This window comes from Micrococcus sp. TCR-5, from assembly GCF_052220525.1.
In the GTDB taxonomy this organism is placed as follows: domain Bacteria; phylum Actinomycetota; class Actinomycetes; order Actinomycetales; family Micrococcaceae; genus Micrococcus; species Micrococcus luteus.
Genome location: NZ_JBQPDO010000007.1, coordinates 59,207 through 75,827 on the forward strand (window position 1 = coordinate 59,207; position 16,621 = coordinate 75,827).

Annotated in this window: 14 protein-coding genes and 1 tRNA gene; 7 read left to right on the plus strand and 8 right to left on the minus strand. The window is 74.8% G+C overall.

Annotated features, from left to right (window positions below; translation table 11 throughout):
- The first annotated feature begins 101 nt into the window (after nt 1–101).
- Nucleotides 102–175 (plus strand) — tRNA-Met (locus ACTSKS_RS05775).
- A gap of 125 nt (nt 176–300) precedes the next feature.
- Here the strand turns inward: ACTSKS_RS05775 and ACTSKS_RS05780 are convergent.
- From ACTSKS_RS05780 to ACTSKS_RS05790, 3 genes are all read right to left on the minus strand, one after another.
- Complete coding sequence (locus ACTSKS_RS05780; protein ID WP_036314362.1) at nt 301–1,701, minus strand: sodium/glutamate symporter; 1,401 nt, start codon at nt 1,699–1,701, stop codon at nt 301–303.
- Between the two features lie 179 nt (nt 1,702–1,880).
- A complete protein-coding gene (locus ACTSKS_RS05785; RefSeq protein WP_036341166.1) occupies nt 1,881–2,699 on the minus strand; it encodes a PspA/IM30 family protein in 819 nt (272 codons plus the stop codon).
- A gap of 116 nt (nt 2,700–2,815) precedes the next feature.
- Complete coding sequence (locus ACTSKS_RS05790) at nt 2,816–4,948, minus strand: TPM domain-containing protein (protein ID WP_063189530.1); 2,133 nt, start codon at nt 4,946–4,948, stop codon at nt 2,816–2,818.
- A gap of 258 nt (nt 4,949–5,206) precedes the next feature.
- Here ACTSKS_RS05790 and ACTSKS_RS05795 point away from each other — a divergent pair, with 258 nt between their 5' ends.
- Both ACTSKS_RS05795 and ACTSKS_RS05800 read left to right on the plus strand, forming a co-directional pair.
- Nucleotides 5,207–6,487 (plus strand): S1C family serine protease, encoded by a 1,281-nt coding sequence (locus ACTSKS_RS05795; RefSeq protein ID WP_061867013.1) that lies wholly within the window; start codon nt 5,207–5,209, stop codon nt 6,485–6,487.
- On the plus strand, nt 6,484–7,263 hold the full coding sequence (locus tag ACTSKS_RS05800) for a PIG-L deacetylase family protein (protein WP_061867174.1): 780 nt from the start codon (nt 6,484–6,486) through the stop codon (nt 7,261–7,263). Before ACTSKS_RS05795 ends, ACTSKS_RS05800 begins: the two co-directional genes overlap by 4 nt.
- Nucleotides 7,264–7,326: 63 nt before the next feature.
- Here the strand turns inward: ACTSKS_RS05800 and ACTSKS_RS05805 are convergent, their stop codons facing one another.
- From ACTSKS_RS05805 to folP, 5 genes are read right to left on the minus strand one after another with little or no spacing between them, the layout of a single operon-like run.
- Entirely contained in the window at nt 7,327–8,757 is a 1,431-nt protein-coding gene (locus ACTSKS_RS05805; protein WP_442927359.1) for an anti-sigma factor domain-containing protein, read from the minus strand.
- Between the two features lie 7 nt (nt 8,758–8,764).
- Complete coding sequence (locus ACTSKS_RS05810; protein WP_061867011.1) at nt 8,765–9,325, minus strand: tRNA (cytidine(34)-2'-O)-methyltransferase; 561 nt, start codon at nt 9,323–9,325, stop codon at nt 8,765–8,767.
- 40 nt (nt 9,326–9,365) lie between these two features.
- On the minus strand, nt 9,366–10,319 hold the full coding sequence (locus ACTSKS_RS05815; RefSeq protein WP_061867010.1) for a J domain-containing protein: 954 nt from the start codon (nt 10,317–10,319) through the stop codon (nt 9,366–9,368).
- The gene (locus ACTSKS_RS05820) at nt 10,316–11,107 is read right to left on the minus strand and encodes a dihydrofolate reductase family protein (RefSeq protein WP_061867009.1); all 792 of its coding nucleotides are present in this window, start codon (nt 11,105–11,107) and stop codon (nt 10,316–10,318) included. The genes ACTSKS_RS05815 and ACTSKS_RS05820 overlap by 4 nt, the downstream gene beginning before the upstream one ends.
- The gene (gene folP / locus ACTSKS_RS05825) at nt 11,104–12,096 is read right to left on the minus strand and encodes a dihydropteroate synthase (RefSeq protein ID WP_061867008.1); all 993 of its coding nucleotides are present in this window, start codon (nt 12,094–12,096) and stop codon (nt 11,104–11,106) included. Before folP ends, ACTSKS_RS05820 begins: the two co-directional genes overlap by 4 nt.
- 65 nt (nt 12,097–12,161) lie before the next feature.
- On the opposite strand from folP, the gene ACTSKS_RS05830 reads away from it, so the two are divergent.
- Genes ACTSKS_RS05830 through mnmA form a run of 4 tightly spaced genes read left to right on the plus strand, consistent with a single transcriptional unit; the run spans nt 12,162 to nt 16,618 of the window.
- Nucleotides 12,162–13,520, plus strand: coding sequence for a TrkH family potassium uptake protein (locus ACTSKS_RS05830; RefSeq protein ID WP_166437547.1), 1,359 nt, complete (start codon nt 12,162–12,164; stop codon nt 13,518–13,520).
- Complete coding sequence (locus tag ACTSKS_RS05835) at nt 13,513–14,202, plus strand: potassium channel family protein (RefSeq protein ID WP_063189522.1); 690 nt, start codon at nt 13,513–13,515, stop codon at nt 14,200–14,202. The genes ACTSKS_RS05830 and ACTSKS_RS05835 overlap by 8 nt, the downstream gene beginning before the upstream one ends.
- A 37-nt stretch (nt 14,203–14,239) precedes the next feature.
- A complete protein-coding gene (locus ACTSKS_RS05840) occupies nt 14,240–15,442 on the plus strand; it encodes a cysteine desulfurase family protein (RefSeq protein ID WP_061873071.1) in 1,203 nt (400 codons plus the stop codon).
- 39 nt (nt 15,443–15,481) lie between these two features.
- Nucleotides 15,482–16,618 (plus strand): tRNA 2-thiouridine(34) synthase MnmA, encoded by a 1,137-nt coding sequence (mnmA, locus tag ACTSKS_RS05845; protein ID WP_069942006.1) that lies wholly within the window; start codon nt 15,482–15,484, stop codon nt 16,616–16,618.
- The last annotated feature ends 3 nt before the right edge of the window (nt 16,619–16,621 follow it).

A 16,621-nucleotide genomic window follows, 5' to 3' on the forward strand; every position in this document is an offset into this window, starting at 1 on the left:
CGCCGTCTCGGGGCAAGTGGCCGCCGCATGGCCGCCGGATGGCGGGACGCTGACGCCGATTTGAACTCGACGGGACGGGTGTGTATAGTTCTAGAAGTCGCCGCGGGGTGGAGCAGTTCGGTAGCTCGCCGGGCTCATAACCCGGAGGTCGCAGGTTCAAATCCTGCCCCCGCAACGAGAAGGAGAAGGCCCCCAGCATCTGCTGGGGGCCTTCTCGCATGCCCGGGCCCGGTCGCCCCGGCCCGCCGGCACGGTGCCGGCGGGCGAGCTGACCGCCCTCGGGCGATCGGTGGGGGAGCGTCAGCGGCTCGAGGCCCGGACCGCCTGCTGGGCCGGGGTGCGGCGGCCCGGATCGGTGCGGCGCAGCCAGACGGCAGCGATGATCGCGATGATCGCGATGGCGCCCCAGATGCCGACCACGGCCCAGGACAGGCCCGCGATGAGCAGCAGCGGCACGAAGGACACGGCCGCGATCTCCACGGGCACCACCGGGATGTAGGCCACGCCGAACTGCTCCATGGTCCCGGACTTCAGCTTCGGGTCCACGATGCGCAGCATGGCCACGCCCGTGGCGACGGCGCCGGTGGCCCAGCCCCACGTGAACAGCTGCTTCTCGAACCACGCGTCGGTCATGACGCGCGGCGCCACGACGATCCCCAGGAACAGGGCCAGCGCGAGGCCGATCACGAACAGGAGCAGCAGCGGCTGCCAGTAGTCCACGACCACGGTCGGGGCGATCGCGGCGATGCCACAGACGATGAGGATGTCCGTGGCGGTGCCGGACACCGAGTTCAGCGAGCCCGGGTCGAGGAACTTCGCCGTCTTCGTGGCCTGGAACAGGACGCGGGCGATCAGGCCGAGGAGGAACGCGATCGCGAACGCGGGGATGATCAGCTGGGGACCGTCCTCACCCACGACGCTCGGCCACACGGCCGTGATCCAGGAGACCACGCCGTGCGCGGCCGCCGCGATCATCGCGACCACGCCGACCTGGAAGGCCAGCGACTCCACCGAGGCCGCCGAGAAGGTGTGCCGGCCGATGACCGGGCGTTCCTCCACCTGGTTCAGCACCCCGGTGCGCAGCTCCTCCGGGATGGAGGTCAGGCCCGCGAACTCCCGCGCGTGGCCGCGCTGCGCGCCGATCTTGGCCTGGATGATGCCACCCACCACGCCGACGATCATGCCGACGGTGGCCGAGGTGTAGGCCAGCGAGGTGACGGTCGCATCACCGTTGGCCGCGTACGCCTGGCCCACGGCGGCCGCGGAGCCGAAGCCTCCCGCCCAGCCGGCGAACAGCAGGGCGGCGAACGAGTCGGGCGCGTCGAACAGCGGCTGCAGGAGGACCAGCGTGACGAGGGCGCCGATGGCCACCTGGGAGGAGTAGATCAGCACGCCGTAGGACGCGAACGCGCCCACGGGGCGGCCGATCTTGCGGACGTCGAAGTCGTCGGTGAGCGCGATGCACACGAACACGATGACGATCAGGATCGAGCCGTACGTGCCCAGCTGGGGGCTGAACGGCAGCCAGCCCAGGCCGTTCGGGCCGAGGGCCAGGCCCAGGATGCCCGCGATGACGGAGGCCGGGATCATCAGGGTCTGGAGGGGCGTGATGACGGCACGGGCCAGCGTGCCCACGGCCAGGAGCGCGCCGATGAGGCCGGCGTCGACCAGCACGGACCAGGCCGTGAACTGCTCTTGCATGGGGTTCTTCCTCTGTGCGGGGACGGGGGTGTCCCACGGAGCGTGCCGAGGGACCCCGGGACAGTACCAAAGGAGCGCGGGGGCCGGGGCGCGTCCGGGAGGGGCACCGGGCCGGGGCGCACGAGGACGGCCCGCCGCGCCGGCGTGGGCCGGGCGACGGGCCGTGGGGAGGGGCGGGGTCAGCCGCGCGCGGTGCCGGTCTCCTCGGCGGTCCCCTCGGCCGCGTAGTCGAGGGTGAGGGTCTCGTCGGCGTCGACGTCGCCCGAGGTGAGGGCGGCCTGGCCGGCGCCGCCGGCCTTGAGGGCGGCGAGGCGGGCCTCCACCTCGGTCTTCTCGCCGAGGTCCTCGAGGGACTCGAACTGGGCGTCGAGGGAGGAGGCGGCGATCTCCTGCTGGCCGCGCACGCGGGCCTCCTCGCGACGGACCTTCTCCTCGAAGCGGGAGACCTCCGAGGTCGGGTCCAGCAGGTCGATCGACTTCACGGCGTCGGCCACCGCGGACTGGGCGTGGGCGGACTTGGCGCGGGCGGTCAGCTCGTCGCGCTTGGCGACCAGCTGCTGACGCTTGACCTTCATCTGGTCCAGACCGGTCTTCAGGCGCTCGACGATCTCGCGCTGCGAGGCGATGGTCGGCTCCGCGGACTTCGCCTGGCGCTCGAAGTCCATCTGGCGCTCGATGGCCACCTTGGCGAGGTTGTCGAACTTGTCCGCCGAGGCGGTGTCGCCCTTGGCGCGGAAGTCGTCGGCCTTCTGGGAGGCGGCCAGCGCCTTCTGGCCCCAGCTGCGGGACGCGTCCTGGTCCTCGCGGTAGTCGTCCTCGATCATCCGCAGGTTGCCGATCGTCTGGGCGACGGCGGCCTCGGCCTCGGCGATGTTGTTCGTGTAGTCGCGGACCATCTGGTCCAGCATCTTCTGGGGGTCCTCGGCCTTGTCCAGCATCGCGTTGATGTTGGCCTTCGCCAGCGTGCTGATGCGGCCGAAGATGGACTGCTTGACCATGGTGTCTGCCTTTCGTCGGTCTTTCACGTCAGCGCAGACCGTCGGCCTGCGTCCACCCCGTCCCGCTCCTGCGGGCCGGGCCGGCGCCCGAGGCGCCGGAGTTCATGGGGCGGCGGTCAGAAGCCGCCGCCGGAGATGTCGCCGAAGTCGCCGCCGCCGAGGCCGCCGCCGTCGAACCCGCCGAAGCCGCCGCCGCCCCAGCTGTCACCGTGGCCGCTGTTCAGGATCGAGTTCATCAGGATGCCGCCGAGCAGCGCGCCGCCGAGGCCACCGCCGAAGCTGCCGCCCACTCCGGCGCGCGGGCGCGTGCCGTACCTGCTGCCCATGCCTGGGCCGTAGCCGAAGCCCTCGACGTCCGCGCGGGCCAGCTCGCTCGCGCGCTCGGCCAGCTGGGAGGCGCGCTGCGCCTGCTGGAGGGCGGCCACGGGGTCGGTGCGGCCGAGGCTGATCGCCGAACGCAGCGTGTGGTCGGCCTCCGCGAGCCGGGTCCGGGCCTCCGAGCCCACGGCACCGCGTCGGGCGCCGATGAAGTCGGCCGTGCCGTCGATCTGCGCCTGTGCCTGGGCGATCGTGGAGGTGAGCACCTGGGAGGCCTGGCGGGCCTGCTCGCGAGCGTCGCGGACGCCGGCAAGGGGGGTGTTGAGCTGGCGGTGCGCGGCCTCGAGCTGGTGGAGCAGCTCCAGGGGATCCGGGCGGCCGGCCGCGAGGGCCTGGCGCACAGCGTTCACGGCGGTCTTCATCCCCGCCACCGGGCCGGCCAGCTCGGGGTGCGATCCGTTGGCCACGAGCGCTTCGGCCTCGGCCACGTCCTGCTCGGACTGGGCGAGGCCCGTCTGCAGGTTGCCCAGCATGGCCCGCAGGGACCCTTCGGCCTTGCCGACCGCCTCGGTGAGCGTGTCCACCTGGCTGAGCGCCTCCTCGGCGGCACGCACGGCCAGCGCCGCCGTGGAGCGGTCCTGGGCTTCCCACGCGCTCCGCGACTTCGCGAGGGCGGTCTCCACGAACTCGAGCCTCTCCCGGGCCTGCGCCGCGTTGTCCGCGACCTCGGCGAGGGCGGACTCCGCGTACTGGCCGTGCAGCGCGGTGATCGCCGACTCGGAGTCCTGCACCCGGGACCGGGCCTCGGGCAGGCGGGCTTCGAGACGCTCGAGGGCCTCGGGCACCTGGTTCTCGAGGTCGCGCAGGGAGTCGAACTCCTTCTTGTGCGCCGCCAGGGACGCACCCACGGCCTCGCTGCGCTGGATGATCTCCTTGAGCCAGGCGCGCTGCTCGGCCTCGGTGTCCGGGATCTCGTCGTCGAGCTGGTGCTGGAGCTGGAACGAGGCCCGCATGTGCTCCTTGGCCTGGTCGATGTCCTGGCGGAACGTCGCCACGGACTTCTCCCCGTAGGACGCCTCGGCGAAGCCCAGCTCCTGTTCCGAGGAGCGGATGGCGTCGTCCGCGGCCACGAGCTTCGAGCCGGCCTGGGTGCGCAGCTGCTCCACGCTGAGCTCGTCGAGGGGGTCGCGGCGGGCCTCCTCGGTGCGGCCCCGTTCGACGGCGCCACCCTGCGTGCGCCTCCGGCTGCGGGCCACGAGCACGCCGCCGCCCACGGCCGCGGCCACCGCACCTGCGCCGAGGACCGCCGTCAGGGCCCCACCGCCGTCGGAGGCGCCCTGGGCCGTGCTCCCGCCGCCCGTGGTGCCGGCCGGCAGGGCGCCGGCCGGATCGTACTCGGCCCCGCTGGCCCCCGTGCCGTCGAGCGTGCCGTCGGCGGCGTCGTCGAGCCCCTGCACCGCGGCGATGCCCACCGCGAGCCATTCCGCCGAGCCGGGGTCCGTGCCGATCTTGGACAGCTGCGGGCCCACGTAGGTGCGCGTCACCTGGTTCTGCAGGTTCGCGTCCCCGCCGCTGTCCAGCCCATAGGCGCGCTCCTCGACCGCGATCGCCAGGACCGAGTCGTTCGTCCCGAGCCCGCGCTGGCGCGCCACGTCCTGGGCCAGCGTCTGGGCGTCCGTGCTGAACTCATCCACGTAGACGACGTACAGCCCCTGCCCGGTGTCCCGGCGTAGGTCCTGGATCTCCTGGGTCAGGCGCTGCTCATCCGAGGTCGAGAGCACACCGGCCTCGTCCACCACGTACACGCCCGGCGGCACCGCCACGGCCTGCGCGGTGGGTGCCGCCACCAGGAGGCCCAGACCTCCCAGGCCCGCGGCGGTCACGGCACGCGCCAGACGGCCGACATCGGCGGGGCGGGTGAGCACGGTCATGTGGGGTCTCCTTCGACGGCGGAGGCGAGCCGCCGCACCGGGCGGACCCGCCGGATCCTGGGGTTGAGTGTAGGGCGGCGTGGGAATCGGGCACCAGGGATCCGGCGCGGCCGGAACCGTGGGAGGAGCGGACGTTCGGCCGACCTCTAGGCGGCGTTCAGTCATGCACGCTAGCGTGGACGTGCCCCGGGGCGCGCGTCCGCAAGACGACGGGCGTCCGTGTCGACCGCCCGGGGCCCGACCCGAAGCGAGGACCCCGTGGACCAGACCGCCGCCCCCACCCAGCCCCCCGTGCCGACGGCCCGCACCGTCGCGCGTCCCCGGCCCCAGTCCCGCGCCCGTGCCGGGGCGGGCCTGCTCGCCGCGGCCGTGCTCATGGTGGGGCTCTCCGGTTGCGCGGTCGCGGAGGACGGCGGCGAGGCCGCGTCCGAGGCCGCGAGCTCCTCGTCCTCGCAGGCGACGGACACCTCGGCCGAGGCCGGGGGACAGCCCGTGGCGGACACCGCCGTGGGGGACGCCGCGAGGACCGCGCTGCCCTCCGTGGTGACCATCTCCGCGACGTCGAGCTCCGCCTCCGGTTCCGGGTCCGGGTCGATCCTGGACACGGAGGGGCACATCCTCACGAACACCCACGTGGTCACCCTCGGCGGCCAGGCCAACGACGCCGAGCTGACGGTGCGCACCTCGGACGGGGAGGTCTACGCTGCCACCGTCGTGGGCACCGACCCGCTGTCCGACCTGGCCGTCATCAAGATCGACGCCCCGGACCTCACCCCCATCCAGATCGGCCGGTCCGGGGATTTGAAGGTCGGGGACGAGGCCGTCGCCATCGGCGCCCCCCTGGGCCTGCCGAACACCGTGACCGACGGGATCATCTCCACCCTGGACCGGACCATCGCGGTGGCGTCCTCCGAGGCGCCCGAGCCGCAGGGCGAGAGCTCCGGCTCGTCCTCCGGCTCCGACCAGTACCGTTTCCAGCTGCCGGGCACCCCGCAGGGCACCCGGGGCGAGGTGTACATCAACGTGCTGCAGACCGACGCGGCCATCAACCCCGGCAACTCCGGAGGCGCGCTCGTCGACGCCGAGGGTCGCCTGGTGGGCGTGAACGTCGCGATCGCCTCGGCCGGCCAGGACCCGAGCGAGGCGGGCAACATCGGGGTCGGCTTCGCCATCCCCGTGGACTACGCCCAGCGGGTCGCGCAGGACCTGATCGACCACGGCAAGGCCACGCATGCCATGCTCGGCGTGAGCGTCACCCCGGAGCCCGCCGAGGTGCAGGGCGGCGGCGAGAACGCTCAGACCGTGTTCAGCGACGGCGCCCGCGTCCAGCAGGTCGTGGGAGGGTCGGCGGCCGACGCGGCCGGGCTGAAGGAGGGCGACGTGATCACCGCCGTCGGCGACCGCGCGGTGATCGACTCCGAGTCCCTCACCGCCGTCGTCCGCGAGTACCGCGTGGGAGACTCGGTGGACGTCACCTACCTCCGCGACGGCGCGGAGCAGAAGACCGAGGTGACGTTCACGGAGGACACCCAATCCTGACCACCACACTCACCACCCCCGCTGAGCTCGCCGCCCACCACGGCTGGCGCCGGGTCTTGGCCGTCGGCGCCCATCCGGACGACCTCGACTTCGGGGCCGCCGCCACCCTGGCCGGATTCAGCGCGGCCGGGCTGCACATCGAGCTGTGCATCGTGACGGACGGGGACGCCGGCGGCTTCGACTCGGAGGGTGCCGAGGCGATGACCGCCCGCCGGCACGCCGAACAGCGCGCGGCCGCCGCCGTCGTCGGTGCCGCCGAGGTCCACTTCCTCGGCGAGCGCGACGGACACCTCGAGCCGGACCACGGCGTGCGCCGCAAGCTCGTGGCCCTGATGCGCCGCGTCCGCCCGGACGTCGTCCTCAGCACTCACCCCGAGCGGGACTGGGAGCGGATGCAGGCCGCACACCCGGACCACCTCGCCTGCGGCGAGGCCGTGGTGCGCGCCGCGTACCCGGCGGTCGAGAACCCGTACGCGTACCCGGAGCTCGCGGCGGAGGGGCTGGAGGCGTTCAAGATCCGGAACCTGCTGCTGTACGCCGCCCCCGCCGCACGCCGGAACACGGTCGTGGACGTCACGGGCCTGGCGGAGCAGAAGCTGCGCGCCCTCGACGCCCACCTCTCCCAGCACCCGGACGTCGACGCGATGCGGCGGCACGTGCTCGCCCAGATGGCCGAGCACCACCGGCACGCCGCCGGCCCGGCCGCCGGGCCGGGCCACGCCGAGGCGTTCCACCTGGTCACGGTCAACGGCCCGGGCACCATCGCCGGGTTCTGAACCGTGCCCGCAGGGGAGGGCCGACGACGGGACGCGTCGTCGGCCCTCCCCCTGCGGGACCTCTCAGTTGGTGCTCGGTCGCCCGCCGTAGCGCGGGCCGGTCTGCGCGGTGGGGTCGAGGTCCACGCCGACGACGGGCTCCGACGTCGGCACCTCCGAGCCCGAGCTGGGCTCCACGGAGATGCCCATCGCCGCGAAGCGGTCCAGCCCCCGGAAGGTGATGGGCTCGCCGAAGCCGTTGGCGTCGTACGTGCCGAGCGAGGCCGGGGCCGTGCCGTCCGAGGGGTAGAGCCACAGCTGGTAGGACTGACCCTCCGGCAGCTGGGGCATCCCGCTGATCGTCAGGTAGCCGCTGTTCTGCTCCCGGGACAGGAACGCCTGGACCGTGCCGCCGTCCTGGGCCGGGTACTCCGAGGTCGTGAACAGGTCCTTCGACTGGTCGATGCGGTGCACGATGCCCGGCCGTGTGAACTGGCTCCACACCGTCCACCCGCCGACGCCGAGCACGAGGGCCGCGAGCAGCAGGAGGGCGGTCACCTTGAGCCAGCGCAGGCGGTCCCGCGGCGGGCCGGCGGGGGCGGACTCGTCGCCGATCAGGTCCATGCCCACGTCCTGGGCGGGCAGGCGACGCAGGACCTCGTCGAGCAGGGCCGACGGCGGCTCGGCCGTCACGGACCGGAACGCCCAGGCCACCGCCTGGCGCGCACCGTCCACCCGGGAGCGCCACCGGGCCAGCTCGCCGCCCCGCCGCTGCACGGCGGAGAAGGCCGCGGTGTGCCCGGCCGTGTCGAGCGCGTGCACGGCCGAGAGGTCGGCCAGCTCGAGTGTGCGGCCGGCGTCCACGTCCTCGCGCACGTCCGCGCCGAGTGCCGGGCCGGTCGCCGGGGCCGGCGCGGACGGACGGGCGGCGTCCTGCGTGAGGTCGCGGCGGGCCGCCACGACCTGCCGCACGCCGTCACGCAGCAGGGTGCGGGCCCGGTCGGCCGGCAGACCGAGCCGATCGGCGACCTCCCGGTCGGTGCAGCCGCCCAGCCACGCCAGTCGCACGGCCTCGTAGGCGTCCGGGGCCACGCGGCCGACGAGGTCCTCGGGCAGCGGCGCGGGCCCGGCCGGGCCGGGACGACGCCCACGTTCCGCCGCGGAGCCACCGGCGCGGCGCAGCGAGGTCATCACGCGGTGGGCGAGGACCTCGAGCCACGTGAACACCTGGCGTTCGCGGTGGGTCGCGTCGTCACGCTCGCTCAGGTCGAGCCCGGCCTCGGAGGCCTCCTCCCACGCCGTCAGGTAGGTGCGGACCGTGGCCGCGGCGGCGTCGTCGCCGGGGCCGAACATCGCTTCGGCCAGGCCGTGCACCCACGGGACCGTGGCGTCGTAGAACGCGGAGAACGCGGCCCGGTCACCCTCGGCGCTGCGGCGCAGGAGGGTGTCCAGGGCGGGCTGGCCGGCGTCATCGGGGCGGTCGACGTGGGGCTCGGGCGCGTCAGGAGTCTGCATGGTGGCCTCAGTCTAGGGAATCGGGACGGGCCGCGGACCCGGCGAAGTCGTGCTGGCGCCAGGCCTCGTACACGGCGATGGAGACGGCGTTCGCCAGGTTCAGGGACCGACGGGCCGGCTGCATGGGCAGGCCGACGGTCTCGGTGACCCGCGGATCGGCCAGCACCTCCTCGGGCAGGCCGGTGGACTCGCGGCCGAAGAGCAGCACGTCGCCGGGCCGGTAGGCGACCCGGTCGTGCCGCACGGACCCGCGCGCGGTGAAGGCCAGCACACGGGCGGGGGCGAGGGCCGCGAGGGCCGCGTCGAGGTCCGGGTGCACCGTCACCACCGCGAGGTCGTGGTAGTCCAGACCGGCGCGGCGCAGGTGGGCGTCCTCGAACCCGAAGCCCAGCGGCTCCACGAGGTGCAGCTCGGCCCCCGTGAGGGCGGCGAGCCGGATCGCGTTGCCGGTGTTGCCGGGGATCTCCGGGGTGAGCAGCAGGATCCGGAAGCCGGGGGTGCCGGGCGCCGGGGCGCGGTCGGCGCCCTCGTGCGGGTTCGGGCGGGGTGGGGTGGGGGAGTCGGGCACGCGCCCAGCCTAGTGGGGCGCCGCCGGGCGGGGACGTGCCTCAGTGGAGCCGGCCGACCAGCGCGCCGAGCGCGCGCCGGTCCACGAGATCCGGGTCCGTGCCGGTGCCCAGGAAGAGCGCGACCTCGCGCGCGAACGCGATCCCGGGCGCGGGCGGGGCGGTGAGCAGGTCGGCCTGCGCCTCCGGTGCGTCGGCGCCGCGCGTGTGGCGGATCACGGGTGCGTGCCGCGCGTCGCGGTCCGTCATCACGTGCACGAATCCGCCGACGGTGACTTGGGGCAGGGCCTGCTGCCACGCCATCATCGCGGGGCCGAGCAGCGGCGGGGCCACGGGACGGCCCCGGGAGCGCAGGTCCGCCCCGTCCCAGGTGTAGGTCCCCTCCGGGACCATGACGGAGCCGATCAGCGCCAGGCGATGGCCGCACAGCACCGCGTGGTCCACGTCGAGGTGCCGTCCCCAGCGCCCGCCCAGCCGCAGCCCGGTCAGGACCCGGGCGGCCGGCAGCGCGTCCGCCACGTGGCGCAGCAGCACGTCGAGGGTGCGGGCCTGCCGCAGCACCCGGTGCTCGTCCGGCAGGATCCCGCGCGGCCGCGGCGCCCCGTGGACGCGTTGGCTCGATCGCGGCAGGTCCAGCACGGTCGGGTCCGTCTCCGCCTCGCCGGGCGGGGGCTCGTAGCGCACGGGGCGGGCGGCACGTCCGCCGGGTCCGGACCGTCCCGACGGTCTCGCCCGCCCTGATCCGGCCGTCGCGTGGGGGCCGCGGGCACCGACGTCCGGGTCGGGCAGCGAGAGGTCGTACCGGCGCCGGGCCTCGGCGTCGCCGAGCAGGTCCCACGCCCGCGTCACGGCCCGGAAGGCGGCGGGGTCGCCACCGACGTCGGGGTGCGCGGCCCGGGCCGCGCGGCGGTAGGCCCGCCGGACCTCCTCGGCGGTCGCGTCGCGGGGCACGCCCAGGACCTCGTAGGCGGTGCGGTGCTCCTCGGCCGCGCTCACGGCGTGGCGTCCGGGCCGGGGGAGGCGCGCCGCTCGTGGTGCAGGCGCAGGAACAGCATGCCGTCGTCGTGGAGCACCTGGACCAGCTGCAGCCGGGCGGGGAAGCCGGGGCCGTCCTCGCCTGTCAGGACGCGGCCGGCGGCGGGTCCGGCCAGCAGCGGCGCCACGGTGAGGTGCACCTCGTCCACGAGGCCGGCCGCCGCGAGGCTGCCGAACAGGCGCGGTCCGCCCTCGCAGTGGACGACGCGGGCGCCGCGCGCGTGCAGGGTCGCCACCACGGTCTGGGGGTCCACGTGCTCCTCGCCGACCGCCAGCACGTCCGCGCGCGCGGCCAGCGCCGCCGCCCGCTCCGGCTCGGCCGCGAGGGCAGCCCGGGACGTGAGGATCCAGGGGCGGACCGGGGCGGCCGTGAAGAACGCGGACTCCGGGTCCAGGTCCAGGCTGCCGCTGACCACGGCCACGGGCGGGTCGGCAGGCCGGTCGGCCGCCGCGCGTCGACGCCGGTCCTCCTCGGAGAGGAGCGGTCCCTCGTAGCCTTCGGCGCGGATGGTCCCGGCCCCCACGAGGACGACGTCGGCGTCGTGCCGGGACAGGGACAGCAGCCGCTGATCGGCGGGGGAGCCGAGCCCGCCGGCACGGCCGTCCAGGGTGGCCGCGCCGTCGGCGGAGGCGATGAACACGACGCGGACCCAGGGTCCGGGGCCGGTGTCCTCGGCCGGGGGCGCGGCGAGGGCGGCGCGGAGGGCGTCGTCGTCCAGCTCGGGGCCGGTCTCGGTCAGCCGTCTCATGCCCGCCCCCCGCGGTGGGCGCGGTGTCCGGCCAGGGTGCTGCGGTCCGGCGGCGGGTTCTCCGCGCCCATGTTGTGGACCAGGCGCGCCGGCTGACGCCACCCGAACACGCACTCGAGCATGCGGGCCGCCGAGACGGAGGCGTCGGCGTCGTGCATGCGCAGGATCCGGGCGCCGCCGTACACGCAGGCCGCAGCCGCGGCCAGCGAGCCGGGCAGGCGCTCGTGCCGGTGCCGGTCCAGGCTCTCGCCGATGAAGTCCTTGTTCGAGACCGCGGCCAGCACGGGCAGCCCCAGGGCGGCGATCTCGTCCAGCCGCCGCGTGATCTCGAGGGTGTGCCGGGTGTTCTTGTTCAGATCGTGGCCGGGGTCCACGACGATCCTCTCCTCGGGGACGCCGAGCGCCACGGCCCGGTCGACGGTGCGCCGCAGGTGGTCGCGGACCTCCGTGACGACGTCGCCATAGGTCGGCCGGGGGACCACGGCCCGGGGTCCGCGCACGTGGGCGAGGGAGTGGGTGACCACGAGGTGCGCGCCCGCGGCGGCCACCACCCGGCCCAGGTCCGCGTGGAACAGCCCCGTGGTGTCGTTGACGACGTCCGCCCCCGCGGCCAGGGCCGCCTCGGCCACGGCCGGCTGGAACGTGTCCGCCGAGAGGATCAGCCGGCGTGACGCCTCGGACGACCCGGCCCCGTCCCCGCTCCGCAGGGCCGCGATCAGGGGGACCACCCGCGCCGCCTCCTCGGCCGGGTCGAGCTCCGCCCCGGGCGCGAACGGCACGCCGCCGACGTCGACCCACTCGGCTCCGGCGTCCGCCGCGGCGTGGGCCTGGGCGAGGGCGTCCTCGAGGACGGCGCCGGCGCCGTCGTCATAGAAGGAGTCCGGGGTGCGGTTGACCACGGCCATCGTGACGATCCGGCGGCGGAAGTCGATCTCGTGGTGGGCGAACCGGTGCACCGGGTGGACGAGCGGGACGGAGGGGGTCGGCACCCGGCCATTCAACCACCGGCGCCGCACGGTGACAGTGCGCCCCGGAAGGACTATGTTTCCCTCCCGTGACATTTACCTCGTCGCCGCGGGTCGGCCCGCGCCGGCCCCGCATCCGTCCGACCCAGCTCGTGGTCGGGTCCTTCCTCGTCGCCATCGTGACGGGCACCGGCGCACTGCTGCTGCCCGCCTCGTATCAGGGCCGCGCGCCCACCCCGCTGGAGGCCGCGTTCACGGCGACCAGCGCCACCACGGTGACGGGCCTCGGCGTCGTGGACACCCAGACGTTCTGGACACCCCTGGGTCAGCTCGTGATCCTCACGCTCATCAAGCTCGGTGGCCTGGGCGTCATGACGTTCACGTCGCTGCTGGGGCTGGTGATCCTCCGGCGGCTCGGCCTCACCCAGCGCCTCGACGCCGCGGCCTCCACCCGGGCCGAGGGGATCGGGGACCTGCCCCGGGTGCTGCGGGCCCTGATCCTGTACTCCACGGCCGTCGAGGCCTCGGTGGCGCTGCTGCTGAGCCTGCGCTTCTGGCTGGGCGCGGGAATGTCCCCGGGCCAGGCACTGTGGCAGGGGGTCTTCCACGCGGTCTCCGCATTCAACAACGCCGGGTTCGCGCTGTTCAGCGACAACCTCATGGGCTTCGTCTCGGACCCGTTCATCTGCCTGCCGATCGCGGCGGCGATCATCTTGGGCGGCCTGGGCCTGCCGGTCGTGCTGACCCTGCGGCGAGACCTGCGCCGACCCGAGCGGTGGAACCTCACGGTCCGGCTCGTGCTCGTGGGCACCGCGGTGCTGCTGGTGGGCGGCACGCTCATGTACCTCGTCCTCGAGTGGTCCAACCCGCGGACCCTGGGCGGTCTGGACCCGGCCTCGCGCGTGCTCGCGGCGTTCTTCCAGTCCGTCACGACCCGCACCGCCGGCTTCAACACCCTGGACTACGGGCAGATGCACCCCGTGACGCTCTTCGCCACCGACGTGCTCATGTTCATCGGCGGCGGCCCCGCCGGCACCGCCTCGGGCGTGAAGATCACGACGGCGAGCGTCCTGCTGTTCATCGTGCTCGCGGAGATCCGGGGGGAGGGCGCCGTCCATGCGTTCGGCCGCCGGCTCTCCCGGACCACGCACCGCGAGGCGATCACCGTGATCATGCTCTCCGCGACCGCGATCGCCGTCGCCACGATGGCGCTCATGGGCCTGTCCTCGTTCACGACCGACCAGATCCTGTTCGAGTGCGTGTCCGCGTTCGGCACGGTGGGCCTGTCCACCGGCATCACCGCCCAGCTGCCGCCGGCCGCGCAGGGCATCCTGATGCTCCTCATGTTCGTCGGCCGCATCGGCCCCGCCACCGTCGCCGGCAGCCTGGCCCTGACCGACCGCACCCGCCACTTCGAGTACCCGAAGGAGAGGCCCCTCATTGGCTGATCTCACCCGTTCCCTGTTCGCCCCCCGCCGGGGCGACCGCCCCACCGTGGCCGTCCTCGGGCTCGGCCGGTTCGGCTCCGGGGTCGCCCTCGAGCTCATGGAGTCCGACTGCCACGTGCTGGGGGTCGACGCCGATGCCGAGGCCGTCCAGGCGCTCAACGGCCGGCTGACCCACGTCGTCCGCGCGGACAGCACGGACGAGGAGGCGATGCGCCAGCTCTCGGTCCACGAGATGGACCACGTCGTCGTCGCCATCGGCGGCGACCTCGCCGACTCGATCCTCACCGTCTCGCTGATGCGGCGGTTCGGGACGCACCAGCTCTGGGCCAAGGCCAATGACGACCGCCACGGCGAGATCCTGCGTCAGCTCGGCGTGGAGCACGTGGTCCACCCGGAGCGGGACATGGGCCGCCGCGTGGCGCACCTGGTCAGCACGTCCTTCCAGGACTTCGTCGAGGTCGAGCCGGGCCTGGCCATGGTCCGGGCCGCGCCGCCGTCGCGCCTGCTGGGCAGGGACCTGCGAGCCACCGGGCTCGCGGGGGAGCGGGGCATGCGCGTGGTCGCGGTCCGCAGCCGCGGCACGTGGCTCTACCCGCCGAGTCACTACGTGCTCGAGCCCGAGGACACGATCCTCCTGGTGGGCCCGACCCGCGACGTCGAGCGGTTCCTCGCCCGGGACTGAGCCGGGGCACATCCGGGGCGGCTCCTAGACTGGCCGGGTGACCACCCCGGACCGCGTGCACCTGGACCACGCCGCCACCACGACGGTGCGCCCCACCGCGCTCGCGGCCCTGGCCGAGGCGGCCGCGCTGCCGGGCAACCCGGCCTCCCTCCACGCCTCGGGCCGCCGGGCCAAGCTGCGCCTCGAGGAAGCGCGGGAGCGCATCGCCGCGGCGCTCGGGGCGCACCCCACCGAGGTGATCCTCACGTCCGGGGGCACCGAGGCGGACAACCTCGCCGTCCAGGGGCTGTACCGGGCCCGCCGCGCGGCCGCGCCGGAGCGCACCCGGATCGTGCTGACCGGCATCGAGCACCACGCGGTCCTCGACGTGGTGGACTGGCTCGCCGCACACGAGGGTGCCGAGCCGGTGCTCGTCCCGGTCGACGACGACGGGCGGGTCGACCTCGTCGCATGGGAGGCCGCGCTGGCGACCGCGCCCGAGCGGACCGCCCTGGCCACGCTGATGTGGGCCAACAACGAGATCGGCACGGTCCAGCCCGTGGCCGAGGCCGCCCGGCTCGCTGCCGACCACGGGGTCCCGTTGCACACCGACGCCGTCCAGGCCCTCGGGGCGGTGCCCGTGGACTTCGCCGCGTCCGGGGCCGCGACCCTGGTCGTCTCGGGGCACAAGGTCGGCGCCCCCGTGGGTGTCGGCGCCCTGCTCGTGCGCCGGGACGTCACGCTGGAGGCCGTCGTGCACGGCGGCGGCCAGGAACGTCGCCTGCGCTCGGGCACGGTGTCGGTGGCCCTGGCCGCAGCGCTGGCGGCCGCCGTGGCGGAGGCCGTCGGGGAGCAGCCCGCCGAGGCCGCCCGCCTGGGCGGGCTGCGGGACGAGGTGATCGCCGCCGTCGACGCCCTGGACGGGGTGCGCCTGACCGGGCCGCGAGACCTCGACCCGGCGACGGGGCAGGTGCTGTCGCCGGGGACGCGCCGACTGCCCGGCAACGTCCACATCACCGTGCCGGGCCGGACGGCGGACGCGCTGCTGTTCTCCTTCGACATGGCCGGACTGGACACCTCGTCCGGGTCGGCGTGCACCGCCGGGGTGGCGGAACCGTCGCACGTGGTCGCCGCCCTGCCGGGGCGGACGGAGGCCGACGCGCGGGCCACCCAGCGGTTCACCCTCGGCCGGACGACGACGCCGGCCGAGGCAGCCGCGCTCATCGACGCGCTGCGGGCGCTGCTGGGGCCGGGCGTCTAGACTGGACCGCCCGTCCGTCGTCGAGAGAGGAGTACGCCCGTGAAGGTCCTGGCCGCCATGTCCGGGGGAGTCGACTCCGCCGTCGCCGCGGCGCGTGCCGTGGACGCCGGGCACGACGTCGTCGGCGTCCACCTGGCCCTGTCCCGCATGCCCGGCACCCTGCGCACCGGCTCGCGCGGCTGCTGCACCATCGAGGACGCCTCGGACGCGTGGCGCGCGTGCGAGCGGCTCGGCATCCCCTTCTACACGTGGGACTTCTCCGAGCGGTTCGCGGAGGACGTCGTGGACGACTTCGTGGCCGAGTACGAGGCCGGCCGCACGCCGAACCCGTGCATGCGCTGCAATGAGCGCATCAAGTTCGCGGCGCTGCTCGAGCGCGCCCTCGAGCTGGGCTTCGACGCCGTCTGCACCGGCCACTACGCCGCCGTGCGGCCCGGTCCGGACGGCTCGCTGGAGCTGCACCGCGCTGCGGACGACGCGAAGGACCAGTCCTACGTGCTCGGCGTGCTCACCGCGGATCAGCTCGCCCACTGCCTCTTCCCGCTCGCGGACACGCCGTCCAAGGAGCTCGTGCGCGCCGAGGCGGCCGAGCGCGGCCTGTCCGTGGCGGCGAAGCCGGACTCCCACGACATCTGCTTCATCCCCGACGGCGACACCCGCGGCTGGCTCGCCGAGCGCATCGACCTCGCCCCCGGCCCCATCGTCGACCCGGAGGGGCAGGAGCTCGGCACCCACGCGGGCGCCCAGGCGTTCACGGTCGGCCAGCGCAAGGGCCTGGCCATCGGCCGTCCCGCGCCCGACGGCAAGCCCCGGTTCGTGCTCGAGGTGCGGCCGAAGGAGAACACCGTGGTCGTCGGCGGCCGCGAGCTGCTCGACGTCGACCGCATCACCGGCATCCGCCCGTCGTGGGCCGGCGCCCCGGTGCCCGAAGCCCGCACGGGCGCCTGGTTCGACTGCGCGCTGCAGTTCCGGGCCCACGGCGAGATCGTCGAGGCCCGCGCCCGCCAGCGCGCCGACGCGGCGGGGCATCCGGGGTGGGAGATCGAGCCGGGGCGCCCCCTGCGCGGCGTGGCTCCCGGTCAGACGGCCGTCCTGTACCGGGGCACCCGCGTGCTCGGCCAGGCCACCATCGACACCGCCCGCAATGCCCGGTTGTCGGCCCCCGCGGATGCGTAGGCT